General features: G+C 71.1%; 21 protein-coding genes and 1 pseudogene. 10 read left to right on the top strand and 12 right to left on the bottom strand.

Annotated features, from left to right (window positions below):
* Nucleotides 1-109: 109 nt before the first annotated feature.
* Both ABD466_RS01000 and ABD466_RS00995 read left to right on the top strand, forming a co-directional pair.
* Entirely contained in the window at nt 110-694 is a 585-nt protein-coding gene (locus tag ABD466_RS01000; protein ID WP_344654950.1) for a TetR/AcrR family transcriptional regulator, read from the top strand.
* Nucleotides 695-727: 33 nt separating this feature from the next.
* Nucleotides 728-1,591: a LysR family transcriptional regulator gene (locus ABD466_RS00995; RefSeq protein WP_344654949.1), complete on the top strand. Its 864-nt coding sequence runs from the start codon at nt 728-730 to the stop codon at nt 1,589-1,591.
* Between the two features lie 9 nt (nt 1,592-1,600).
* Here the strand turns inward: ABD466_RS00995 and ABD466_RS00990 are convergent, their stop codons facing one another.
* Nucleotides 1,601-2,359 carry a hypothetical protein gene (locus tag ABD466_RS00990; RefSeq protein ID WP_344654948.1) on the bottom strand — a complete coding sequence of 253 codons (759 nt, stop codon included), beginning with the start codon at nt 2,357-2,359 and terminating at the stop codon, nt 1,601-1,603.
* 167 nt (nt 2,360-2,526) lie between these two features.
* Between ABD466_RS00990 and ABD466_RS00985 the strand changes: the two genes are divergently transcribed.
* Nucleotides 2,527-3,666 carry a peptidoglycan-binding domain-containing protein gene (locus tag ABD466_RS00985; RefSeq protein ID WP_344654947.1) on the top strand — a complete coding sequence of 380 codons (1,140 nt, stop codon included), beginning with the start codon at nt 2,527-2,529 and terminating at the stop codon, nt 3,664-3,666.
* Nucleotides 3,667-3,749: 83 nt separating this feature from the next.
* Here ABD466_RS00985 and ABD466_RS00980 read toward each other — a convergent pair whose 3' ends face one another.
* Complete coding sequence (locus tag ABD466_RS00980) at nt 3,750-4,055, bottom strand: TfoX/Sxy family DNA transformation protein (RefSeq protein ID WP_194893594.1); 306 nt, start codon at nt 4,053-4,055, stop codon at nt 3,750-3,752.
* 83 nt (nt 4,056-4,138) lie between these two features.
* A complete protein-coding gene (locus ABD466_RS00975) occupies nt 4,139-4,552 on the bottom strand; it encodes a M67 family metallopeptidase (protein WP_344654946.1) in 414 nt (137 codons plus the stop codon).
* A 76-nt stretch (nt 4,553-4,628) separates the two neighbouring features.
* Here ABD466_RS00975 and ABD466_RS00970 point away from each other — a divergent pair, with 76 nt between their 5' ends.
* A complete protein-coding gene (locus ABD466_RS00970) occupies nt 4,629-6,038 on the top strand; it encodes a sugar porter family MFS transporter (protein ID WP_344654945.1) in 1,410 nt (469 codons plus the stop codon).
* Between the two features lie 50 nt (nt 6,039-6,088).
* The gene (locus ABD466_RS00965; RefSeq protein WP_344654944.1) at nt 6,089-6,601 is read left to right on the top strand and encodes a tetratricopeptide repeat protein; all 513 of its coding nucleotides are present in this window, start codon (nt 6,089-6,091) and stop codon (nt 6,599-6,601) included.
* Between the two features lie 15 nt (nt 6,602-6,616).
* Here ABD466_RS00965 and ABD466_RS00960 read toward each other — a convergent pair whose 3' ends face one another.
* Nucleotides 6,617-7,357: a class I SAM-dependent methyltransferase gene (locus ABD466_RS00960; protein WP_344654943.1), complete on the bottom strand. Its 741-nt coding sequence runs from the start codon at nt 7,355-7,357 to the stop codon at nt 6,617-6,619.
* A 105-nt stretch (nt 7,358-7,462) separates the two neighbouring features.
* Between ABD466_RS00960 and ABD466_RS00955 the strand changes: the two genes are divergently transcribed.
* Together ABD466_RS00955 and ABD466_RS00950 are read left to right on the top strand one after the other, a co-directional pair.
* Nucleotides 7,463-7,873, top strand: a complete 411-nt coding sequence (locus tag ABD466_RS00955) for an SRPBCC domain-containing protein (RefSeq protein WP_344654942.1) — start codon at nt 7,463-7,465, stop codon at nt 7,871-7,873.
* 133 nt (nt 7,874-8,006) lie between these two features.
* A complete protein-coding gene (locus tag ABD466_RS00950) occupies nt 8,007-8,870 on the top strand; it encodes a TIGR03621 family F420-dependent LLM class oxidoreductase (protein ID WP_344654941.1) in 864 nt (287 codons plus the stop codon).
* A 4-nt stretch (nt 8,871-8,874) separates the two neighbouring features.
* Here the strand turns inward: ABD466_RS00950 and ABD466_RS00945 are convergent, their stop codons facing one another.
* The 4 genes from ABD466_RS00945 to ABD466_RS00930 form a co-directional block, all read right to left on the bottom strand.
* Entirely contained in the window at nt 8,875-9,621 is a 747-nt protein-coding gene (locus ABD466_RS00945) for a phytanoyl-CoA dioxygenase family protein (protein ID WP_344654940.1), read from the bottom strand.
* Nucleotides 9,622-9,664: 43 nt separating this feature from the next.
* On the bottom strand, nt 9,665-11,755 hold the full coding sequence (locus tag ABD466_RS00940) for a cell wall-binding repeat-containing protein (protein ID WP_344654939.1): 2,091 nt from the start codon (nt 11,753-11,755) through the stop codon (nt 9,665-9,667).
* Between the two features lie 87 nt (nt 11,756-11,842).
* Nucleotides 11,843-12,694, bottom strand: a complete 852-nt coding sequence (locus tag ABD466_RS00935; protein WP_344654938.1) for a sterol desaturase family protein — start codon at nt 12,692-12,694, stop codon at nt 11,843-11,845.
* A 50-nt stretch (nt 12,695-12,744) separates the two neighbouring features.
* Nucleotides 12,745-14,322, bottom strand: a complete 1,578-nt coding sequence (locus tag ABD466_RS00930; RefSeq protein WP_425558511.1) for a TROVE domain-containing protein — start codon at nt 14,320-14,322, stop codon at nt 12,745-12,747.
* Nucleotides 14,323-14,480: 158 nt separating this feature from the next.
* Between ABD466_RS00930 and ABD466_RS00925 the strand changes: the two genes are divergently transcribed.
* Nucleotides 14,481-14,873: a YrdB family protein gene (locus ABD466_RS00925; RefSeq protein ID WP_344654936.1), complete on the top strand. Its 393-nt coding sequence runs from the start codon at nt 14,481-14,483 to the stop codon at nt 14,871-14,873.
* Here the strand turns inward: ABD466_RS00925 and ABD466_RS00920 are convergent.
* Entirely contained in the window at nt 14,800-16,080 is a 1,281-nt protein-coding gene (locus ABD466_RS00920; RefSeq protein ID WP_344654935.1) for an aminotransferase class V-fold PLP-dependent enzyme, read from the bottom strand. The two genes, ABD466_RS00925 and ABD466_RS00920, sit on opposite strands and share 74 nt — an antisense overlap.
* Between ABD466_RS00920 and ABD466_RS00915 the strand changes: the two genes are divergently transcribed.
* The gene (locus ABD466_RS00915) at nt 16,079-17,521 is read left to right on the top strand and encodes an aminotransferase-like domain-containing protein (RefSeq protein WP_344654934.1); all 1,443 of its coding nucleotides are present in this window, start codon (nt 16,079-16,081) and stop codon (nt 17,519-17,521) included. The two genes, ABD466_RS00920 and ABD466_RS00915, sit on opposite strands and share 2 nt — an antisense overlap.
* Nucleotides 17,522-17,891: 370 nt before the next feature.
* On the opposite strand, the pseudogene ABD466_RS00910 reads toward ABD466_RS00915, so the two are convergent.
* Nucleotides 17,892-19,118, bottom strand: a pseudogene (locus ABD466_RS00910) (MFS transporter); the annotation flags it as partial.
* A 154-nt stretch (nt 19,119-19,272) separates the two neighbouring features.
* On the opposite strand from ABD466_RS00910, the gene ABD466_RS00905 reads away from it, so the two are divergent.
* Entirely contained in the window at nt 19,273-19,719 is a 447-nt protein-coding gene (locus ABD466_RS00905; protein WP_344654933.1) for a MarR family winged helix-turn-helix transcriptional regulator, read from the top strand.
* A gap of 66 nt (nt 19,720-19,785) precedes the next feature.
* Here ABD466_RS00905 and ABD466_RS00900 read toward each other — a convergent pair whose 3' ends face one another.
* Nucleotides 19,786-20,505: a DUF6882 domain-containing protein gene (locus ABD466_RS00900; RefSeq protein WP_344654932.1), complete on the bottom strand. Its 720-nt coding sequence runs from the start codon at nt 20,503-20,505 to the stop codon at nt 19,786-19,788.
* A gap of 58 nt (nt 20,506-20,563) precedes the next feature.
* Nucleotides 20,564-21,997 carry a hypothetical protein gene (locus ABD466_RS00895; protein ID WP_344654931.1) on the bottom strand — a complete coding sequence of 478 codons (1,434 nt, stop codon included), beginning with the start codon at nt 21,995-21,997 and terminating at the stop codon, nt 20,564-20,566.
* Between the last annotated feature and the right edge of the window lie 13 nt (nt 21,998-22,010).

Raw genomic sequence — 22,010 nt, 5'->3', positions numbered from 1 at the left:
CCCGGTGGTCCTGTGTGGTTCTGTTTCGCGATGTATCTCGTGCAAGCTTTCACAAACTTACCGTGCGGCAAGTAGACTAAGTTCCCGGAAAGGGACCCCGGATCGCCTTATGAGACGCACATCACAGACGGACGGCACCAAGGAACGCATCCAGCGGGTCGCGCTGGAGCTGTTCGTCATCCACGGCTATGAGAAGACGTCCCTGCGCGAGATCGCCGACCGCCTCGGCATCACCAAGGCCGCCCTCTACTACCACTACGCCTCCAAGCAGGAGCTGCTGAAGTCGATCACGCAGCCGCTGATAGACGAGTTCGAGGAGCTGGTGGCCGCCCGCCCGGACCGCGATACGCTGCTGCGCTCCTACGTCGACCTGCTCACGCGGCACCAGGCGGTGTTCCAGCTGGTCGCCAACGACCACGCCTCGCTGGCCGCCGCCGAGCTCGTCGAGCGCTCGGTCCGGCTGCGCCGGGAGATCGTGCGGCAGCTGGCCGGCCCGGACGCCGGGCCCGTCGGCTACGTCCTGGCCTCCGCCGCCTTCGGCGCCATGTCGCAGGGCTTCGCCACCGCCCGCCGCGTCGAGCCGGAGGCCGACCCGGCGCTGCCGGAGGGCGCGGCCTACCCCGACGGCGAGGAGCTGACCGAACTCCTGATCACCACCGCGCTGCGGGTGCTGGACCCGGCCGAAAACCTCTGATTCTCCGGCGGCGCCGCCCCTATCCTGGGAGCGATGGATCTCGCGCTGCTGAGGACGTTCCTCGCCGTCCACCGCGCCGGCTCGCTGACCCGGGCCGCCGCGGACCTCGGCCTGTCCCAGCCCGCCGTCACCGCGCAGATCCGGACCTTGGAGCAACGGGTCGGAGGCGAGCTGTTCGTCCGGTTGCCGCGCGGCGTCGCCCCCACTGTGGCCGCCGACGAGCTGGCCCGCGCCGTCGCCCCCCACCTGGACGCCCTCGCCGCCGTCGCCCACGACGCCCTCATCCCGGACGCCGCCGCCCAGGGCCTGGTCCGCCTAGGCTGTCCGGCCAGCCTCACCGCGACCCTCCTGCTCCCGGCCCTCGCCCCCCTGGTGGACGAGGGCCTTCGCGTCGTCGTGGCCGCCGGACGCAGCGAGGACCTGCTGGCGCAGCTGGCGTCCGGACGTCTGGACCTGACCCTGGCCACGTCCCGCCCCCGGCTGCCCGGGATCAGCGCGCTGCCGCTGGCCGACGAGGAGTACGCCCTGGTCGGCGCACCGCGCTGGAAGCCCTTCGAACGCGGGACCCGGATGCCGCTCGTCGACCTCGCCGAGGACCTTCCATATATACGGCTGTACTGGTCCTCGGTATACGACGCCAAACCTCCCTCCGACGCCGCGCTGGTCATCCCCGACCTGCGCGGCGTTCTCGATGCCGCGATCGAGGGCTGCGGCGTGGCGGTGCTGCCCCGCCCGCTGTGCGCCGACGCGCTGGAAGCCGGGACCCTCGTGCTGCTCGACGAGCCGGAGATCCCTCCGATCCGCACGGTGTTCGTCGCGGTACGCGGGCAGCGGGCGCGGTCGGCGGCGGCGGCGCGGGTGCGGGACCGGTTGGTCGCGGTCGCGGCCCGCTGGTAGGGGCCCGGCTCAGGGCAGGACGTTGACTGCCCGCGCCGCCACCAGAGCCACCGTGATCAGCGACACCGCGGACTGCGTCATCATCATGAGCTTCGCCCACGACGACATCGGCAGTGTGTCGGTGGGGGAGAACGCCGTGGAGTTCGTGAAGGACAGATAGGCGTAGTCCACGAAACCCGGCTCCCAGTCCTCGTGTGCCTTGGACGGATCGGTCATCTGCGGGAACAGGAAGTCCGGATAGGGCTTCCGGGCCTGGGCCCGGGAGAACGGGCCACCGCGATCGAACTGCCAGTAGACGAGAGCGAACGCCAGCACGTTGGTGATCCATATCGCGATCCCCGAGCCGAGCAGCGTCTGCGCGTAGTCGGTCGGCGAGTTCACCGTCTGGTGGTGCAGGATCTGGTTCACCAGGCGCGCGATGGAGCCGAAGTTCGCGCCCCCGACGAGCAGCGTCAGGCCGATCGAGGCCCATCGGATCGCCGGGTGCTCACGCTGGAACCGCACCGGGTTCGCGGCGATCAGGCCGGCCAGGAGCAGCACTTCTGCCACCGGGAGTAGATACCGCGGTCGCAACGCGTAGCGGTCGGGCAGTGCCAATTGCAAAGCGATCGCCAAGAGTACGCCAAGAGTCACCGGCCACCGGGGTTCGCCCGAGGTCTGGCGCAGCCAGGCCGGGATCCTCCCCGGATCCCAGTGCAGTCCCGGGACGTGCGTCGATATCTCCCGCCACTCGGGCTCGGGGCGCGTGTGGTCGTGGTGTTCGTGCATGGGGCCGAGGGTAGCGCCGTGGTCACTCCGCATACAGGCCTTGCCTGAGTGTTCTAAAGTGGGCGGGTCTGCCCGAGGGGGTTCTCAGAACCATGGAGACTTGTCATCGCTGCGGGACCGTCCTGCCGACGACGCCAGGCGCCCGGTACTGCCCGAATTGCGGGGAGATGTACGCGGCGACTTCCGACCCGACGCAGGCGTTCGCGGCGGTCGGCCACGGAACCGGCGGATACCCGGCATCCGGCCACCCCGGCCACCCGGGCGGCTCCGGCGACACCGGGATGACTTGGGACCTGCCGCCGCAGCACGACCCGACTCAGGCGCTGCCCGCGCAGGGCGGCCCGGGATTCGGCCCCGGGCCCGCCGCTGGAGCCGCTGAACCGGACCCCTACGCGGAACTCTTCCGGCCCGCCGGCGGCGCGGCCCCCGTGAACCCGAACGCCACGCAGGTCATGGCCCCGGTCGAGCCCGGTATGGCCCCGATGGGCGGCTCCGGCTACGACCAGCCCGCCTACGACCAGCCGATCGACTACCAGACCGGTGGCGGCGGAGCCTACTCCGAGCCCTACGACCGCGACTACGCCGGCGAGCAGGCACCGCGCCCGCGCTCCAGCCGTACGGCCATGATCGGCATCGGTGTCGCGGCCGGCGCGGTCCTGGTCATCGTGATCTCGCTGATCACCCTCGGCGGAGGCAGCGCCACGCCGGCGGCCGCCCCTGGCAGCAGCGCCACCGAGGTCGTCACCCCGACGACCCCGGCGGAGTCCAGCGCGCCGGCCAGCAGCGAGCCCGCAACGTCGTCCTCCAGCCCGACCACGACGGCGCCGTCGACCGCCGCGCACCCGCCGGGCACGCTGGCGCTCGGCGTCACCGGCAACGACGTGAAGTGGCTGCAGGCCCGCCTCAAGCAGCTGCGGCTCTACAACGGCGAGATCAGCGGCACCTTCGACGCGGCGACCCAGGCCGCGGTGGTCGCGTTCCAGAACCGGACCCACCCGTCCGACCCGTCCGGTGTCGTCGGCCGGTCCACCAAGACCGCGCTGATCGCGGCCGGCTCCAAGCCGCAGCTGAGCCTGCTGACGCCCGGCGGCGACAAACACGGCAGGGGGGCGAACCCCGAGGACGTGAAGCGCCTGCAGCGGGCCCTGTCCACCGCGCTGAACCAGAACGTCAAGGCCACCGGGCAGTTCGACATGGACACCTTCAGCGCCCTGGTGCAGTACCAGGCCGCGGTCGGACTGACGCCGGACGGCATCGCCGGCGACAAGGTGTGGAGCGCCCTGCAACAGGGCAGGCTCGCGGGCTGAGCGGCGCGGGCCGAACAGCGCGGGCTGAGCACAGCGCGGGCTGGGCAAACGCGGGCTGAGCACAGCGCGCGCCACTACCGCCGCTAGCGCTTCTTCGGCGCGCGCAGCTCCGACGCGTCCTTCAGCCCGACCTCGACGAGCAGTGCGTCGCGTTCCGAGCGGGGGATCGACGTCCACCGCTGGCCGCGCAGCGCGCCCTCAAGGGCCAGCAGCATGTGCGCGCATTCGTTGCCCTCGGCGGTGTCGGCGATGAGCTGCCACACTTCGATGGCGCCGCGCTCGCGGACCTCGTCCAGGGTGGTGACGCCGACGTCCCGGAGCCGTTGCGTCAGCACCGGCCCTATGTTCACGGCGTTCTGGATCGGGGTGACCGTCTCAGTCGAACTCACGCATCCAGCCTGACCCGGGGCCGGGCGGCGGGCATCCTGGACTGACCCGTCAGGGGACCCCGGCGCCCCGGGAAGGCGGATTCTCAGACGACGGTGACCGGTTCCTCGGTGATCTCGCCGTCGACGATCCGGTACGAACGGAACTGGAAGTCGCCCAGGTCGTCGGCGTCCCGGGTCGACACCAGCACGTAGTGCGCGTTGGGCTCGGAGGCGTAGCTGACGTCGGTGCGGGACGGATAGGCCTCGGTCGAGGTGTGCGAGTGGTAGACGATCACCGGCTCCTCGTCGCGCTCGTCCATCTCCTTCCAGACCTTGAACTGCTCGTCGGCGTCCAGCCGGTAGAAGGTCGGCGAGCGCTCGGCGTTGGTCATCGGCACGAAGCGTTCCGGGCGGTCCGAGCCCTCGGGCCCGGCCACGATCCCGCAGGCCTCGTCCGGGTGGTCCGCGCGCGCGTGCGCGACGATGGCGTCGTAGATCTCCTGCGGGACGGTCAGCATGGGACCACGGTAGGCCAACCACCCGTTTGGACGCACCGCCGCTTCAAAGGGCGGAACCCGGTGCAGGGGAAGGGGCATGACGGCGAGCGCAGATCGTGCCCAGTCCGCGGTGGCCCCGCGCATCGTCTTCATCGCGGCGGCGGCGGCGCTCGGCGGCTTCCTGTTCGGCTACGACTCCGCGGTCATCAACGGCGCGGTGACGGGCATCCAGCACGACTTCCACGTGGGCAGCGGCACCACCGGGTTCATGGTGGCCGCGGCGCTGCCCGGGGCCGCGGCCGGCGCGCTGTCCGGCGGGTGGATGGCGGACCGCATCGGCCGGATCCGGGCCATGCAGATCGCGGCGGTGCTGTTCACCGCCAGCGGCATCGGCTCCATGTTCGCCTTCCACACCTGGGACCTGACCCTCTGGCGGATCATCGGCGGCTTCGCCATCGGCATCGCCTCGGTGACCGGTCCGGCCTACATCGCCGAGGTCTCGCCTCCCGCCTACCGGGGGCGCCTGACGGCGTTCCAGCAGCTGGCGATCGTGCTCGGCATCGCCGTGTCGGCGCTGGTGAACTACCTGATCGCGCTGGCCGCCGGCGGCACCAACACCGACCACCTGGGCGGCCTGGCCGCGTGGCGCTGGATGCTCGGAGCCGAGGCGGTCCCGGCGGTCGTCTACGGCCTGCTGTCCTTGATGATCCCGGAGTCGCCCCGCTACCTGGTGGCCGTCGGTGACGACGAGCACGCCCGCGCCGTGCTGACCGAGGTCGAGGGCACGGCGGCGGACGTCGACACCCGGATCGCCGAGATCCGCGCGCAACTGACCGGCGAGGTCAAGCCGAAGCTCCCCGACCTGCTGAACCCGAGCCGCCGCAACCTGCTGCCGGTGGTCTGGATCGGCATCGGCCTGTCGGTCTTCCAGCAGTTCGTCGGCATCAACGTGATCTTCTACTACAGCTCCCTGCTGTGGCAGTCGGTCGGGATCAACACCTCCAACTCCCTGCTGATCTCCATGGTCTCGGCGATCGTCAACATCGCCGGCACCGTGGTGGCGATGACCCTGGTGGACCGCATCGGCCGCCGCCCCCTGCTGCTGTTCGGCTCGGTCGGCATGGCTGTGTCCCTGGCGCTGTGCGCGTGGATGTTCTCGTACGCCGACACCACCGGCGGCAAAACCACGATGCCCAAGGGCCAGGGCGTCGCCGCGCTGCTCGGAGCCAACACCTACGTGTTCTTCTTCGCCATGTCCTGGGGCGTCGTGGTGTGGGTCCTGCTCGGCGAGATGTTCCCGAACCGCATCCGGGCCCTGGCCCTGTCGGTCGCGGCGTGCGCCCAATGGCTGGCGAACTGGCTGATCACGGTCTCCTTCCCGTCGCTGTCCCGCTGGAGCCTGTCGGGCGCCTACTCCCTCTACGCGATCGCCGCGACGATCTCCGTACCCTTCGTGTACTACCTGGTCGAGGAAACAACGGGCAAGACGCTGGAATCCATGGGGTGAGCGGCGGAACGGTGTCGCGCAGCGGCCCTGGACAGCGCAGGATGGGAACTATGGGCCTTGACTTCCCGACCGACCCGGAGACCTTGCGCGAGACGGTCCCCGACCAGGCGGCCCTGGCCGCCCGCCTCGCCACTCTCGCCACCCTCGACCTGGAGCAGGACCCCGACGCCCGCACCGAGTACGCCACCCTCCTGCGCATCGCCGGCCGGCTCGACGACGCCGTGCTCGAAGCCGAACTCACCCTGGCCGCCGCCGACCTCTCCGGCGACCTCCACCGCATGGTCCGCGCCCAGCTGCTGGTCGGCCACGCCCGCCAGTGGCGCGGCGAGTGGACGCAGGCGGACACGATGTTCCACCGCGCCGAGAAGCTCGCCCTGTACCTGAACGACGACGCACTGGTGGCTGCCGCCGCCCACCACTCCGGCCGGAGCTTCTACGATCAGGGGAAGCACGTGGAGGCCGCGTTACGGTTCCGGCTGGCACTGGAGATCAACCAGCGCATCGGCAGTGAGAAGGCAGCTGCCTCGCGGCAGGCTTTCAGGGCGGCGATGGCGAAGTTGTGAGAACGCCCGGGGGCTTCAGCGGCATCGGAACGCTGCGACGGTATACACCGGATCCGGCCGCCGAACGTCCTGGTCCGGCAGCGCTTCCAACTCGCGGCAGAGCGTGGCGATCCGCTCCGGGGCGGCGTCTCGCGCCCACGTGAACTCCTCGCGGACCATGCGCGACCACGTACGCGGCGTCTTGCCCTGGTTGTGGCCCACGTACCCCGACGTTCCCGCGAGCTCCAGGCCCGCTTCGGACGCGACCGCGCGCACCCGGACGAAGCCGTCGGTGGCCGGCGGGCCCAACTCGGCGCGCGCGGCGCGCAGGAGCTCGCCGGCGTCGCTGGCGGTCTCGTAGTTCGCCGCGTTCTTGTCCACCGTCGTGATCACCACGCCGCCGGAGCGCAGGACGCGTGCCGCCTCGCCGATCGCCGCAGCCACCGTCGACGCGTCGATCAGGTGCAGCAGCCACATGAACGTCACCACGTCCACCGAATCGCGCGCGAGCGGCAAGCGGGTCGCGTCGCCGAGTATCGGGAGATCCACGCGCGCCCGGGCCAGCGCCAGCATCCCCGCTGACGCGTCCACGCCGATCACCGCGCGCCCGGGTGTCTTCAGCAGCTCGGAGACGATGCCCGTTCCGCACGCCACGTCCACCAGGACCGCGGCCTCGTCCGGCACCAGCTCCAGTACGGCCCCCGCCGCGGCTCGGGCGCGTTCCACCCCGCCGCGCGTCTCGTCGTACGTCGCGGCCTCGAGATCGTAATCAAGCACACCCCGACCCTACGACGAGCGTCACGGGGTCCACCGATGAGTTCCCGCCGCGCCGCTCGTCTGTACCTCCGACAGCGAGAACGGCTTCACGACGAGGAGCAGATCATGACCACCTCCATCACCGTTTCCGTGACCCGCACCATCGACGCCCCCTGCGACAAGGTCTGGCGCGCCGACACAGAACCGCGGCACTTCGAGCGGTGGTTCGGGGCCAAGGCCGGCTCCGCTCGCACCGATCTGCGCACCGGCGGCGCCTGGAGCGCCGTCGTCGGCGGCGAGGGCGAAGAGATCCAGCTCGAAGGCCACTACGTCGAGGTCGTCGAGCACCGCCGCGTCGTCATGACCGTCCCCAACGGCCCCGAGACGCTGGAAGTGGCCGTCGACTTCACCGACCTCGGGGACGGGCGCACCGAAGTCACCTCCAGCACCCGGGTCGCCGCCGAGGCGCGGGAGATCGTCGAACAGACGGCCGGGGCGATCCTCGACGAGATCGCGAAGATCGCCGAATCCCTGTGAGTGCGGGGCGGACCCGCGTGCGTACTCCCGCCAGAGTACGTGCGCGACCTCCCCCAGCCGGACGTCCACCTGCTCCCGCATGACGCAGGATCGCGGTAAGCAGGAACCAGACCCTCCGACGCAGGGAGATCCCATGCACCCGCGCACCTTCCGCTTCGGCGCCGTGGCGGCGCTCGCGCCGACCGCCCGAGCCTGGCAGGAGCTGGCCCACCGCGCTGAGGACCTCGGCTACAGCACCCTGCTGGCGCCGGACACCATGGCCACCCTGGAGCCGTTCACGGCGCTCACCGCTGCCGCCTCGGTCACCGACACGCTGCGCGTGGGCACCTTCGTCTTGCCGGCGCCCTTCTACACCGCTTCTGAGATCGTCTGGCGGACCTTGGCCCTGGACCTGCTCTCGGCCGGCCGTCTCGAGCTGGGCCTGGGAGCCGGGCGCCCGGCCGCGGAGACGGAGGTCGTGCACCGCGAACGCCCCTTCGGCACGCCGGCCGAGCGGATCAAGCAGCTCGCGGACGCCATCCACATCGTCAAGGCGGAGGTCGCCGCCGCCGCGACCGGCCGTTCGCTGCTCAAGCCGGTCCAGCGGCCGCACCCGCCGATCCTGGTCGCCGCCGGCGGGCACCGGATGTTCCAGCTCGCCGCCGCCGAGGCCGACATCATCACGCTCGGTCTGGACCCCCGCACCACCGAGGAGGGCCTGGCGGAGAAGGTCGCCGAGCTGCGCGACGTCGCCGGCTCCCGCTTCGACACCATCGAGCTCAGCTTCAACCTGTCGGGCGTCGGCACCGACCTGCCCGACTTCCTCCGCCACCAGATGGGGGTCGACCCCGCCGAGCTGATCAAGAGCGGCGCCCCGGCCATTCTCACCGGGACGCCGCAGGAGATGGCCGACACGCTCCGCCGCCGTCGCGACGAGCTCGGCATCTCCTACATCGCCGTGAACGGCATGTTCCTGGAGCAGCTGGCGCCCGTGGTCGAGATGCTCGCGGGCACCTGAATCCCTATATCAGGGCACGCACGGCGTCGTACTGGTACCAGGGCTCTGTCAGGATGCGCTCCGGCCGATCGAAGTGCCCCCTCGCACTCACCCGGTAGTAGAGCATCCGGCGCGTGGTCTCCGAGGCGGAGTTCCCGCCGATGTTGTGGCCCAGCAGGTAGTGCGCCAGCAGCAGATCGCCGGCCCGCGCCGTGATCTGCTCCGGGTCCGGCAGCTCGATGTCCGGATAAGCGCAGAACATCTCGACGCCACGCTGCTGAAAGTACTCCGCATGCGTCCGGTGCGTGCCCGGCCACACCCACAGGTTGCCCGAGTCCTCGGTCATCTGGTCCGTCACGAACACCCCGGCCAGCAGCGTGAAGGTGTTCGGCACGAGCGCGGTGTCCGGCTCGGCGTTCTGCGCGTCGATGTGCGGACGGCCGGGCCGTTGCGGGAACGGCGGGATGTTCAGCGCCACCTGGACCTGCCACGGCTTCTTCAGCACGCCGGGCGCCGTGAGCGCCTCGGCGTACGCGAAGCCGCTGGGACCGCCGTCCCGGCCGTGGGACGTCAGAGGAGCGATCAGCGCCGGCTCGTCGGCGGCCTTGGGGAAGTAGAAGTGGTGCCCCACATACCCTTCGGCCGGCGGATCGGAGTCGATCACTTCGCCGATGCGCTGATGCGCGTGCTCGACCACCTCCGGCGCCACCACGTCCGGGATGACGAGGTATCCGCGCTCGCTGAATTCCCTGAGCTGTCCGTCGCTAAGCACGCGCCCCAGGCTACGAAGGGCACATGGCGCTTCGCGAAGGCTTTTAGGGAGCCACCGAGGTGTTCGACGGAACCCGCCCGACGACGGCCCGCGGGGCCGCCGACGCGGGGATGGTCACCGTCCCCGCCGGGCCGCCGATCGCCACCGCGAGCTGGCCGTCGATCGCGGGCGGCAGCGCTCCGTAGCCGCCGAACACGACGCCGAGTTCCAGCGATCCGCGGTTGTCGTGGATGAAGCCGCTGTCGTCGGCGGACAAGCCCGCGGCCGGGTCCAGCAGAAGCAGCGGGCCGTAGGTCCGCCCGAGGAACGCCGAGCCGGACAACGCGTCCGGCCAGGCCATGCCGGTGGCCAGGCCGACTGATCCGGCGCCGCCGAAGAAGTCGCGGGCCACCATGTACGAGGTCTGGAAGCGGTCCTTGCCGGCCAGCGCGGCGAAGGAGAAGCTCTGCTTGGTCCACTTGCCGGTCATGATCGCCTGCTTGGCCTGGCCGCCGACGGCCACGACGCCGGTCCCCTTCCCGAGGGCGAAACCGTTCAGGTAGGCGGCCGTCGGCTTGGGCATCGCGGTGTCGTCCGTCAGCACCACCACGGCCTGGTCGAACGAGGCGGCCACCGCCCCGGCGGACAGTGCGTCGGGATAGTTCACTCCCGTGGCCACCAGGATCTCCGACGGGTTCGGCGACACCGCCTGCGCGATCTTCACCGCGGTCTCGTAGCGGTCGGCGCCGCTGACCCGCACCGGGTGGTACCCGAGTCCGGCCAACGCGTGCAGGACGCCGTCGGAGATCGCCGCCGGCCCGCCGAGCAGGTAGACGGTGCCGCCGGGCTTCAGGACCCGCTGGATCTCGTCCCGGGTGCCGGAGGACAGCGTCTTGGTCTCGGTGAGCAGCAGCGGACCGTTCTTGTGGGCGGCCAGTCCGGCGCCGCCGAGCGCGTCGGCGAACAGGTCCGAGCGAGACAGGGTGACGGACCCGGCGGCCGCCCGCTTGTCGTTCGCGGCGCCGGCCGTGGCCCACAGCTGCTTCGAGGCCCGTATGGCGGTGTCGGTCCGGTCGGTGCCCGCGATCCGCATGACGGCCGTCTTCGCGTCCGTGCGCACGGCCAGGTCGCCGAAGTCGTCGGAGATCTTCGTCTCGGCGTTGGTCGGCGTGTTCACGCTGATCTTCGGCGGCACCATCGCGGTGATGTCGACGGTGTAGGTGCCCTTGACCGGGGTCTCCGGATGCGTCATGTCGGAGCGGCTGAAGGCGACGGTCTTGCCGTCCGGCTCGAACACCGGCCGGGTGTGGTCGATCTTGTCCAAGCCTCCGTACTGGTCGAAGGTCACCTGCTGCGGGGCGGACCAGGTGCCGTCGGCCTGGCGCGTCGTGGTGAAGAGCTCGTTGAAGTTCAGCTGCTTCGTGAACACGACGGTCTTCCCGTCCGGCGAGATCGACGGATGCCGCGGTGTCTCCAGAGTGCTCGCCTCGGCGGGGATGGGCAGCACCTGGGTGACCTTCGGGGTCGTGCCGTTCCAGGTGATGACCGCCACGCCGACCGGACTGGGGCTCTGGTACTGGCGGGAGGTCTGGAACACGATCGACCCGTCGGCCGCGACGTCCGGATCGCTCATGCCGACGTCGTTCGGCAGCCCGGCCGCGGTCAGCGCGGCGTCGTCGACGACGGGCTCCGGCAGCCGCTGCAGGGCGGCGTACGAGCCATCGCTGGGGGCCTGGACCAGGGTGGGGAGCGTCGACCTGCCGATCCAGGTCTCCGACCAGATGACGAAGCGGCTGTCCGCGGACCACACCGTGTGCTCGCGCATCCCGACATCGACGAGGTTCGCGGAGGCGATGGGCATGATGTGCGAACCGTCCGCGTCGGCGGTGTAGACACCGCCGTCGGCCCCGATGAAGGCCATGCGGGAGCCGTTGCCGGACCACGACACGTCGCGCGCCCCGGCCGGCAGCGACACGACACCGCCGCCGACGACGTGGACCTTGTTGTCGACCGTCACGGTCACCGGGCTCGCCGGCGCGGGCATGCCGTAGGTGGTCGCGTGCGCCGCGGTCGGGACGACGGCGGCCACCGCGCTCACCGAACCCGCCAGCACGGCGCCGAGTGTCAGGGGTCTGCGGACTGAACGGGACGTCATCTGAGCTGCTCCAGGCGAAGGAGTACGTGGTCGCGCGAATGCGCGATCGAAGCGTACTGGCACCCGTTCCCGTGCTCGGAATGCGCCCTACGCGTTCGCACCCCGCGGCGCCCACCCCGGGCCCCGCAGCACGTAACCGGCCTTGTCGCGCCAGCTCGTCGCCGCCCGCACGTCGCGGGCGATCGCTGCGTATTCGTGCACTGCGACCCGGAACGGGTTGTACGTGCTGATGTTCTTCGTCAGCCCGTACTTCACCGGCTCGCCCTCCGGCTCGAAGGAGCGGAACGCGCGGTCGAAGACGATGAACACGCCGCCGTAGTTCTTGTCCAGGTAGCCCTGGTTGGAGCCGTGGTGCACGCGGTGGTGCGACGGGGTGTTCATGACGAGCTCGATCGGGCGCCACATCTTGCCGATCCGCTCGGTGTGGATCCAGAACTGGTACAGCAGGTTCATCGAGCCGGTCGCGAAGATCATGTACGCCGGGAATCCGGCCAGGGCCAGCGGCAGGATGAACACCGTGCTGCCCACGCCGGTCCAGGTCTGGCGCAGCGCCGTCGACAGGTTGTAGTGCTGGCTGGAGTGGTGCACCACGTGCGAGGCCCACAGGATGCGGACCCGGTGGTTGGCGCGGTGCTCCCAGTAGTAGCAGAAGTCGTAGGCGACGAAGAGGACGATCCAGCTCGCCGCCGAGCTCCCGATCCGCCACGGGGAGATCGCGTGCGTACCGGCGACCGCCGCCACGGTCACCAGGCCCCAGCCCAGGTTGCAGATGATCGAGCCGATGCCCATCGACAGCGACGTCGCGGTGTCCTTGGCGGCGTAGCCCTGTTCGGTCGGGTCCGGGAAGAAACGGACCGAGAGGAGCTCCAGCGCCATGAACAGGATGTAGAAGGGGATGGCGAGGGTCGTCAGGTCTATGCCGTGGATCACAAGGCGCATGTTACTTACGAGTAGCGCGGCTGACCAGAGTCAGCCGCGCTGCTCATCTGCTAGAACGGCCAGGCGGTGCCCTGCCCGGAGGCCAGCAGCCCGAACATGGTGAACACCTTGTCCGAGAAACCGCCGATCTCGAACCGGTTCGCCTTGCCCGGCGCCAGCGCGCTCGGCGCGTAGCCGGCGGTGTTGATGCCGAACACCGGCACCGACTCCGGGATGAAGGCGTCCGCTCCCAGCTTGTCGTTGTAGTAGTACGGGAACGTCTGCATGTCGCTGACGATCACGACCCGGTCGTGGCCGCTGTAGGTGGCCTTGACCGCTTCCACCATCCGCGTGCCGTGCCCGACCTCGCCGGAGCGCCGTGCGAACGCCTCGGCCTCCCGCAGCACACTCGCCCCCTTCGCGATCGGGTGCCGGAACACGCCGTCGGCGAACCCGACCAGGTCCACCGACGCCTCCCGCGTGGGCTGGGCGGCCGCCCCGCGGACCGCCAGGGCGGTTCCGATCAGGCCTCCGATGTCCAGGTGCCGGACCTGCGAGCGCGCCGACACCGCGCCGGTCATCGACCCGGAGGTGTCGACCAGCACCAGCGTGCGTCCCGGCAGCTCCGGGATCCCGGCCACCGCGTGGCCGAGCGCGCCCTCCAGGGCGTGCCCCCACCGCAGCGACGGCGCGGCCTTGTAGGCCGACAGCCACCGGTACGGCAGCATCCGCGACTTCGCGACCTGGCCGGCGTCCAGGAACCGCGCGCAGATCTTCCACGCCACCTCGTCCGAGACGCCCGCCTCGTCGAAGTTCCGCAGGTTCCGCGCCAGCGCCATCAGGCCCATCGACGGGATCACGGCCTCCCACGCCGCGGCGTCCATCGGGCCCTGCAGCCAGCCGGCCAGCGCCTCCCACGTCATACCGGCTCCGGCCAGGCGCTCGGCCCCGCCGTCGGCCAGCAGCACCCCGCGCCGCTCGGCCACCGGCAGCGCCAGCAGCTCGGCCCGCTTGGTCAGCGTGCCCAGCGACGCCGGCACCGGGTTGTCCCGCTTGTGCCGGCGGTCCAGCGCGTGCCGGAACAGGTCGCCCTGCCACGGCTTGCCGTCCGCGGCCGCCGGGTGCACCAGATCGATGACGTCGGCGAACCGGAACGCCTTGGCGTCCGAGTCGTACTTGGCCAGCGTGTACTCCGAGTACAGCCGCGCCACGGCGTCGGCCACACCGCGCTTCACCGGCTTCGGCACCGCGCGGCCGTACCGGCCGGTCCAGTACGCGAGCACCTCGCCCGGCTCGTCAGCCCGCTGACACGCGGCGTCGATCAGCTGCCGGTTGGAGCCGGACAGGCCGACCTGCAGCCGGGCCCAGACCGCCTCGCAGGCCGCGACGACGGAGGCGCTGCGCATGTTCGCCTCGGACCGCAGCCAGACGACGAAGCGGAGCATCCAGTCGGCGTCCTCGAGCGCGACGGTGTGCACCAGGTCCCGGTACCGCTTGTCGCGGACGTCCGCGGACTCGTAGAAGGTGTCCTCGCCGGCCATGTTCGTGACCGCGAGCAGAAAGAGGTCCGACTTCGCATTACGCGCGAAAGCCTTACCGCCCTCATAAGTCTTGGTGGAATCGTTCTGAGCCTTGTTGAACTTCGCCATCGTCATCACCCCGTCGTAGGACCTCCCGAGGTCAGAGTCGGCTGCGGCTTGTTTCTTCGACAGAGAAGTATCCGCCGCCCGCGCACCGGGAGGAGCCATCACAGAATGCTGGCGGAAAGGTCATGACGTCCACCGAATATCGTGGTTATGATCGCGCCATGCTTCCCAAGCCGCTGCACGTCGTCAACGAGGGCCTGGCCTTCGTCCTGGAGCTCGCCGCCCTGGTCCTGCTCGCGGTCTGGGGATTCCGGACCGGCTCCGGCACCGCCGTGCACGTCCTGCTCGGCCTCGGCGCCCCGGCGCTGATGGTGGTCGTCTGGGGCGCGTTCGCCGCCCCGCGCGCCCGGTTCCAGCTGCCGATGGCCGGCGTGCTGGTGGTCAAGGCGGTGGTCTTCGGCGCGGCCACCGCGGCGGGGTACGCCGCCGGATGGCACGCCTTCGCGATCACGTTCGGCGTGGTGGCCGCCGTGAACACCGTCATCGCCGCGTTCGACCGGGAGTCCCTGAAGAACGTGACCTCGCAGGCCGCGGCGTCCAAGTCAGCTCCCTGACGGCGTCGACCACCGCGTCGACCTCGGCCGCCGTGTTGTAGTAGTGCGGCGACAACCGGAGGGCCCAGTCCACGTCCTGGTCGACGCCGAAGTCGAACTGCGCGAACTCGCGGAAGCTCAGCGCCGAGTTCACCCCGCGTGCGTCCAGCGCCTGTTTGAACGGCTCCGGCTCCCAGCCCTCGACCGCCACCGTGACCAGCGCGCCGAGCCGGGCGCCGCGGTCCAGGACGCGGACGTTCGGCACGCCGGCGAGCAGCTTGCGCAGATCGGCGGACAGGCGCGCGGCGCGGTCGGCGATCGCGGGCAGGCCGACCCCGCGGGCGTAGCGGACGGCCTCCGCGCTGCCGATGACGGCCGCGTAGGGCATCTCCCACTCCTCGAAGCGGCGCGCTGTCGCAGCCGTCTGATACTCCTCGGGCGCGGTCCAGCGCGCTCCGTGCATATCGATGAACAGCGGCTCGTAGCCCTGGGCGAGCACGCGGTCGGAGGCATAGAGGAAGCCGGTCGCGCGGGGGCCGCGCAGGAACTTGCGGCAGGTGGCCGTGAGGAAGTCGCAGCCGATCTCGGTGACGTCCACCTCCAGCTGCCCCACCGACTGACAGGCGTCGACCAGGTAGAGCAGGTCGTACTCCCGGCAGTACCGGCCGATCTCCGCGACCGGTTGGATGAGCCCTGAATTGGTCGGGATCTGCGTGGCGGCGACCAGCCGCGGCCGCTCACCGCGCATCAGGGCGGCCATCGCCTCGACGTCGACGCCGCCCTCCGGGAGGTCGGGCGCGTGCACGATCCGCACGCCGAACCGCCGGCGCAGCGCCAGGAACGCGATCTGGTTGGAGATGAAGTCGTTGCGGGTCGTGAGGATGACGTCCCCGGCCTGGAACGGGATCGCCGACAGCGCGTTCGCGTAGGCGTGGGTGGCGCTGCCGGCGAAAGCGATGTTGCGAGCCTCGGCGTTCAGCAGGGCCGCTGTCTCGGCGTGGAACGCGGCGACGTTCTCGGTCCGCAGCGCCGCCGCCTCGTAGCCGCCGATCTCGGCCTCCAACCGGAGATGGCCGAGCATCGTCTCGAGCACCGGAGACGCGATCAACCCGCACCCGGCGTTGTTGAAGTGGACCACCTTCTCGCACCCCGGCGTCTCCGCGCGCAGGGTCTCGATGTCGAGTAGCGGTTCTGCGGTAGCGGCGAAAGCGCTATTCTCATTCCTCATGTCGGACGATAGCATTCCCACGACGCTCGCGGGTCGGCTGCGTACCCTGATAGCGGGGCTCTCGGTCGGCGATCGGCTGCCCAGCAGCCGCGATCTGGTGCGGGAGCACGGCGTGAGCCCGGTGACGGTCACGCGCGCGATAGCGCTTCTCGCCTCCGAGGGCCTCGTCGTCACCCGGCCCGGCAGTGGAACCTACGTCGCGGCGCGCCGGGGGACCGGCGGCGGTTTCGGCGGCGCCGAGAACCCCGGCGGCGCGGTCTTCAGCGGGGACACCGCCTGGCAGACCGTGGCCCTCACCGACCGTGCCGTCGACACCCGGCCGGTCACCGACGCCCTCGGCCCACCGCCGCCGGGGACGCTGCTGCTCGACGGCGGCTATCTGCACCGCTCCCTGCAGCCCACCCGCGCGCTGGCCGCGGCGCTGGCCCGAGCCGCCCGCCGCCCCGATGCCTGGGACCGCACACCCACCAGCGGCCTGGAGCCGCTGCGGGCGGTGTTCGCGCGCGGCGTCGGCGGTGGAGTGCAGCCGGAGGACGTGCTGATCACCGCGGGCGGCCAGAACGCGCTCTCCATGGCCTTTCGGGCGATCGCGGCCCCGGGTGCGCCGGTGCTGGTGGAATCGCCCACCTACTCGGGGGCCGTCGCCGCCGCACGGGCCGCCGGACTGCGCCCCCTGCCGGTCCCGATCGACGACCAGGGCTTGCGTCCGGACCTGCTCGCCGAGGCCTTCGCCCGCAGCGGCGCGCGTCTGATGTACTGCCAGCCGACGTATCAGAACCCCACGGGTGTCGTCCTCGCCCCCGAGCGCCGACGGCGGGTGGTGGAGGTGGCCCGCGCGGCCGGGGCTTTCATCGTCGAGGACGACTTCGCGCGCCTGCTCGGTCACGGCACCCCGGTCCCACCCCCGCTGGTCGCCGAGGACCGCGACGGCACCGTGGTCTCCCTGACCTCCCTGTCGAAGCCCGGCGCCCCGAGCCTCCGCATCGGCGCCCTGGTCGCCCGGGGCCCGGTGATGGAACGCATGCGCGCGGTACGGCAGGTGGACGACTTCTTCGTCACCCGGCCGCTTCAGGAGACCGCCGTGGAGCTCACGAGCGCGCCTGGATGGGCCCGCCATCTCCGAGCCCTGTCGGCCGCCCTGCGGGAGCGCTGCGTGACCCTGGCCGCCGCCCTGGAGGCCGAGATACCCGAGTGGCGGGTGTCCCGCCTGCCGAGCGGCGGCCTGCACCTGTGGGCCCGTCTGGGCCCGGGGGAGGACGACGCCGTGCTGGCCGCCGCGGCGCGCCGGCACGGCGTGTCGGTCAGTCCTGGGAACCGGTACTTCGCAGCGGAGCCGCCGGCACCGTTTCTGCGGCTGGGCTTCGCGGCTGTGGCGGACCGGACGGAACTGCGTGAAGCGGTACGGAGGCTGGCTGCGGCGCGGCGGGAGGTGATGGGGTAGCGGCGCCGGTTCCACCGGTACCGGCGGGCCGCGTCGGCGTGTCGGCCGGATGCGCCGTCGGGCCGGCCGGATGCGTCGTCGTTCCGGCCGCCGCCTTCGCCACCCGGAACCCGCCGACCACCATCACCGCCCCGACCGCGATCGCCGCCGCGGCCCACACCAGCCCGACGTGCATCGCGTGCACGAAGGCCAGGTTCGCCTGATGCGCCAAGCCCACGGGGCCGTGTCGCCGCGCCACGTTCCGCGCCAACTCGGCCGACGTCTCAGCCTGCTGTTTCAGCGGCGCCGGCAGCCCGGCCGCCGCTCCGTGCACCGCGCGCCGGTACACGATCGACAGCACCGTCCCGCCGAGCGCGATCCCCAGCACGCTGCCGGTCTGGCGCATCGTGGCGTTCACGGCGCTGCCGGAGCCCGCGTTCTCCAGCGGGAGCGAGCTGAGCACGGCGCCGGTCAGCGGCGCGATCGTCATCCCGATCGCGGCGGCCTGGACGATCGACAGGCCGACGTAGAACGGGATCGAGGTGTGCAGGCCGAAGCGGGAGTAGACCAGCATCGTCCCGGTCGCCGCCACCAGCGTCGTGCCCGCGACCAGGCGGACCGACGTGCGCCGGGCCAGGCGGGCCGCGATCGGGGCGCCGACCACCACGCCGAGCGCGCCGGGGATGCCGAGGAGCGCGGCGTGCAGCGCGGAATAGCCGCGCACGCCCTGGAGGTAGAACGCGAAGTAGTAGCCGGCCGCGCTCAGCGCGAGGAACACCATGCTCAGCGCGATGTTGCCGGTGGCGAACTGGAGACGCCGGAACAGCCGCGGGTCGAAACTCGGGTGCTCGCGCCGCAGCTCCACGACCAGGAACGCCGCCGTGAGCGTGATGCCGGCCGCGATCGGGCCCCAGACCGCCGCCTCACCGAGCGTGCCGTCCTGCCCGGCGCGGATCAGGCCGTAGGACAGCAGGCCCAGGCCCGCCGTGGACAGCACGAGCCCGGGGAAGTCCAGGCCGCGCCTGGCCGGCGGCCGGAAGTTCGGCACGGTGCGGGCGATCGCGACCAGGCCGAGCGCCACCACCGGGACGTTGATCAGGAACACCGAGCCCCACCAGAACCTCGCCAGCATCAGCCCGGCCAGCACCGGTCCGGCCGCGATGCCGACCCCGGCGAAGCTGCCCAGGATGCCGAAGGCGCCGGGGCGCCGCGCGGGCTCGAAGGTGAAGCTGACGGCGGCCAGCGTCGCCGGGATCAGCAGCGCGGCGCCCAGACCCATCACGGCGCGAGCGCCGATGAGCTGGCCGGTGTCCTGCGAGTAGGCGGCGCCGACCGAGGCCAGGCCGAACAGCGCCATCCCTGCCAACAGGGTGTTGCGATGGCCGAAACGGTCGCCGAGGGCGCCGCCGGTGAACGTGGCGGTGGCCAGTACCAGGGTGTAGGAACCGGCGGCCCACTGGAGCTGCCCGGGCGTGGCGCCCAGGCCCCGGACCGGGTCGGCGAGGGTCTCGTAGACGGTGGTCAGCGCGGTGCCGTCGATCCAGATCAGGACCTGGGCGAAGATCAGCACGGCCAGCACCAGGCGCTGCCGGCCGCCGTTCGGCGGGCTTTCGGACATGGCGGGACGACCCCCCAAGGATCGGTTGCGCGGAGGACAGGAACCACGAGCCGGCGCGGCCGCGCGCTAGAATCGACAGGTACCTGTCGGATATCAGCCTGGCAAACTCGTCAGGTACCTGTCAATCATGAGGGTGGAGTGTCCCGTTATGTCCATGCCCGGCAAAGATGACGACGACGGCGTCGTCAGCTTCCTGGTTCGCCACGTCTGGCTCGGCATGCGCGCCGCGATCGAGGACGAGCTCGACGGCTTCGGCCTGACCGTCCCGCAGTTCGCGACCCTGCTGATGCTCGATCACCTGCCCGGCATGTCGATCGCCGAGGTGGCGCGGGCGTGCGGCAGCACCCGGCAGGCGGCGAACGAGATGGCGGCCGGGCTCCAGGCACGCGGCTTGGTGGAGCGCTCGCCGCACCCGACCGACCGCCGGGCGCACCAGTTGTCCGCGACCGAGGCGGGACGGGAGATGCTCCGCAAGGCCCAGCCCGCGGTCCGGCGCCGCGAGGAGGAGCTGGAAGCCGGGCTCAGCCCGGAGCTGCGGGCCGCCGGGCGCGAGTGGATGCTGCAGATGGCGGCGGCGTGCGTGCTCCAGGAGAAGGGCTGATCCCTCTCAGGGCCTTGACCAGGATCTCAAAGTCCTGAGGACGACGGCACCCTGCCGTCACCCACGTCACCCCGACGCGCGGTCCCCCAGCGACTCCTTGCTGATCGCCCCCATCGACACCGCGCCGATCCGGCCCTGCTGGTCGAACTGCACGGTCGCCGTGGCTCCGCCGGGCAGGTCGGCGTACATCGTGCCGCCCTCCTGCCGCCAGGGCAGATGGAAGTGGTGGAAGTACCCGGCCGCCACCTCGAACGCCGACCGGTTGAAGAACTGCGACCCGGACATCAGCAGCCGCGGCAGCGCGATCGGATCCGGCCCGGCCACCGGCACCTGAGGATCGTCCGGCACCATGTAGAGCCGCCCGGTCTCGTTGGCCTGCACCCCGATGTAGCCGTCGGCCCGCAGCACTCCCATCGCCCCGAACGCCAGCATCTCGGCGGCGTACCGAGGATCGGCGAACCCGGAGAGGTCCACCAGCTCCTCGGAGAACTCCGGCACCTCGTGCTGCTGCCCGAACACCCGCAGTGCCTCCGCCGCGGCCACCACAGGCAGCTTCCCGAAGCCGGGATTGGCCCAGCCCCACAACCACGACGCCTCCGCCGTGTCGAAGCTCCCGAGCACACTGATCCGCAGCTCCCGCCCCGACTGCCGGTAACGCCGCTCGTCCAGGTTCACCGTCCACGGCCCGATCGGCAGGAACTCGTTGAACTCCTCGATCTGGCGCATGCCCCAGGCCGCGTGGGGCTCCGCCATACGGAGGAAGGCATCGCTGAACGCAGAAGTCACGTTCCGACAGTAGCGGGGCGCGGCCGGTTCTGTCGGGGCGATGTCTCAAGCAGGGCGTTCAGGCGCAGGTGAGAGCCTTGATCTTCATGGTGGAGAGGTCCACCGCGACAGTGAACTTCCCGACGGGGGTGGCCTTGCTGTCGTCGGGAGCCGGCGAGTCGCTGTAACTGGCGGTGAGCGAAAGAGTCTCGGTGTCACCCGAGATCGACGGGGTTCCGTTCACCGCCACATAGGTCGGCGCTTTGGTGGCGCAGAGAAAAGGGATCTTGCCCGTGTTCTTCTGCGCGGCTTGATAGACGTCGACCGAGACGAAGTACGGCGCCATCTCGTCGACCGGTACCGCGCCCGCGCTCTGCTGCGAGCGCTCGTAGACGTAGGCGCTGAAAATCCTCGAGACCAGGAGCGAGGCGGGGTCGTTGTCCTTCCCGGCCGCCGCCTTGTCCGGAGCTGGGATGTCCGGGAAGCCGCCGCAGAGGGTGCGTTCGAAGTCTCCGGTCGCCGGATCCGTGAAGAGCACTTCGACGTTGGGGTTGGTGTCACCGTCGTAGGCGAACCGCCACGCGTCACCACTGGTGGTCGAAACAGGCGCGTAGAACACCCAACTCTCGGGTCCGTATTGCGCGCATTCGTGAGCGTCGATGTCGAACGGCCCACCCGGACCATCAGCAGACTTCGGGGCGTAGGTCTTGGAACTGGTCGGGAAAACGCCCTTTCCAGGCGGGGCACCGTAGTACCCGACGACCTTACGGGTTGCCACGAACGTGGGTGCCACACTCTTGGCGCAGGTGATCGAGGTGATCTTCTGCGTGCTCTTGTCCACGGCCACGTGCGCCTGCTGGGCAGCGAGTAGGCCCTTCTCGTAGAACGAGACAGTGGCGCCGCCGGTGGCCGCGGCGATGACCGCCAGGGTCGGCTGCTTGGCCCCGCACATCGCCGCGGCCTGGGCCTTGTTCGTGGTGCTGTTCCAGTACCTCGCCTGGACGGACTTGGAGGCGAAGACGGAGCCGATCGTGGCCGGGTCCGGCGGATTCGCATTCGGCATCAGCGAGACGTCGGCGAAGTTGTAGAACACGCCGGCGTTCTTCGCCCCGGCCGTCGGGGCGACGACGGCGGCCGCGCCCGCCGCGTCTGAACTGCTGCCGGCGGCACTGGACGGGGCGTCCGCGGCGGCTGTGGACGACTGGCTCGGGGCCGCTGCCGTCCCGCCCGTGGCGCTCGTCGTCGGGCTGCTGCTGGCGGTCGGCGACGCGTCGTCCTTCTTGAACACACCCCCGGCGTACGCCGCGCCCACTCCGACCGCTGCCGCCGCCACGACCGCGCCGACGATCAGCCCGGTGCGCCGTCGCGGAGGCTCCGGGGCTGCCCGCCCAACACGACGCCCCGCGTCCGACTGCGCACCATGGCTGCGCGAGCCCGGTTGCCCGCCGCGCGAACGCGGACTCCAGTCGCGATCGTCGTCCGGCTCCCCATAGCCGTAGCCGTGCTCGTCCATCGCCCCTCCGCTG

Source organism: Catenulispora subtropica (assembly GCF_039531675.1).
Taxonomy (GTDB): Bacteria; Actinomycetota; Actinomycetes; order Streptomycetales; family Catenulisporaceae; genus Catenulispora; species Catenulispora subtropica.
This window is presented reverse-complemented; position numbering and strand designations above follow the sequence as displayed.

What these genes read in the sequence shown, in the direction of transcription:
- ABD466_RS01000 (WP_344654950.1), top strand. Translation starts at nt 110, where the DNA reads ATGAGACGCACATCACAGACGGACGGCACCAAGGAACGCATCCAGCGG.
- ABD466_RS00995 (WP_344654949.1), top strand. Translation starts at nt 728, where the DNA reads ATGGATCTCGCGCTGCTGAGGACGTTCCTCGCCGTCCACCGCGCCGGC.
- ABD466_RS00990 (WP_344654948.1), bottom strand. Translation starts at nt 2,359, where the DNA reads ATGCACGAACACCACGACCACACGCGCCCCGAGCCCGAGTGGCGGGAG.
- ABD466_RS00985 (WP_344654947.1), top strand. Translation starts at nt 2,527, where the DNA reads ATGTACGCGGCGACTTCCGACCCGACGCAGGCGTTCGCGGCGGTCGGC.
- ABD466_RS00975 (WP_344654946.1), bottom strand. Translation starts at nt 4,552, where the DNA reads ATGCTGACCGTCCCGCAGGAGATCTACGACGCCATCGTCGCGCACGCG.
- ABD466_RS00970 (WP_344654945.1), top strand. Translation starts at nt 4,629, where the DNA reads ATGACGGCGAGCGCAGATCGTGCCCAGTCCGCGGTGGCCCCGCGCATC.
- ABD466_RS00965 (WP_344654944.1), top strand. Translation starts at nt 6,089, where the DNA reads ATGGGCCTTGACTTCCCGACCGACCCGGAGACCTTGCGCGAGACGGTC.
- ABD466_RS00955 (WP_344654942.1), top strand. Translation starts at nt 7,463, where the DNA reads ATGACCACCTCCATCACCGTTTCCGTGACCCGCACCATCGACGCCCCC.
- ABD466_RS00950 (WP_344654941.1), top strand. Translation starts at nt 8,007, where the DNA reads ATGCACCCGCGCACCTTCCGCTTCGGCGCCGTGGCGGCGCTCGCGCCG.
- ABD466_RS00940 (WP_344654939.1), bottom strand. Translation starts at nt 11,755, where the DNA reads ATGACGTCCCGTTCAGTCCGCAGACCCCTGACACTCGGCGCCGTGCTG.
- ABD466_RS00935 (WP_344654938.1), bottom strand. Translation starts at nt 12,694, where the DNA reads ATGCGCCTTGTGATCCACGGCATAGACCTGACGACCCTCGCCATCCCC.
- ABD466_RS00930 (WP_425558511.1), bottom strand. Translation starts at nt 14,322, where the DNA reads ATGGCGAAGTTCAACAAGGCTCAGAACGATTCCACCAAGACTTATGAG.
- ABD466_RS00925 (WP_344654936.1), top strand. Translation starts at nt 14,481, where the DNA reads ATGCTTCCCAAGCCGCTGCACGTCGTCAACGAGGGCCTGGCCTTCGTC.
- ABD466_RS00915 (WP_344654934.1), top strand. Translation starts at nt 16,079, where the DNA reads ATGTCGGACGATAGCATTCCCACGACGCTCGCGGGTCGGCTGCGTACC.
- ABD466_RS00920 (WP_344654935.1), bottom strand. Translation starts at nt 16,080, where the DNA reads ATGAGGAATGAGAATAGCGCTTTCGCCGCTACCGCAGAACCGCTACTC.
- ABD466_RS00905 (WP_344654933.1), top strand. Translation starts at nt 19,273, where the DNA reads ATGCCCGGCAAAGATGACGACGACGGCGTCGTCAGCTTCCTGGTTCGC.
- ABD466_RS00895 (WP_344654931.1), bottom strand. Translation starts at nt 21,997, where the DNA reads ATGGACGAGCACGGCTACGGCTATGGGGAGCCGGACGACGATCGCGAC.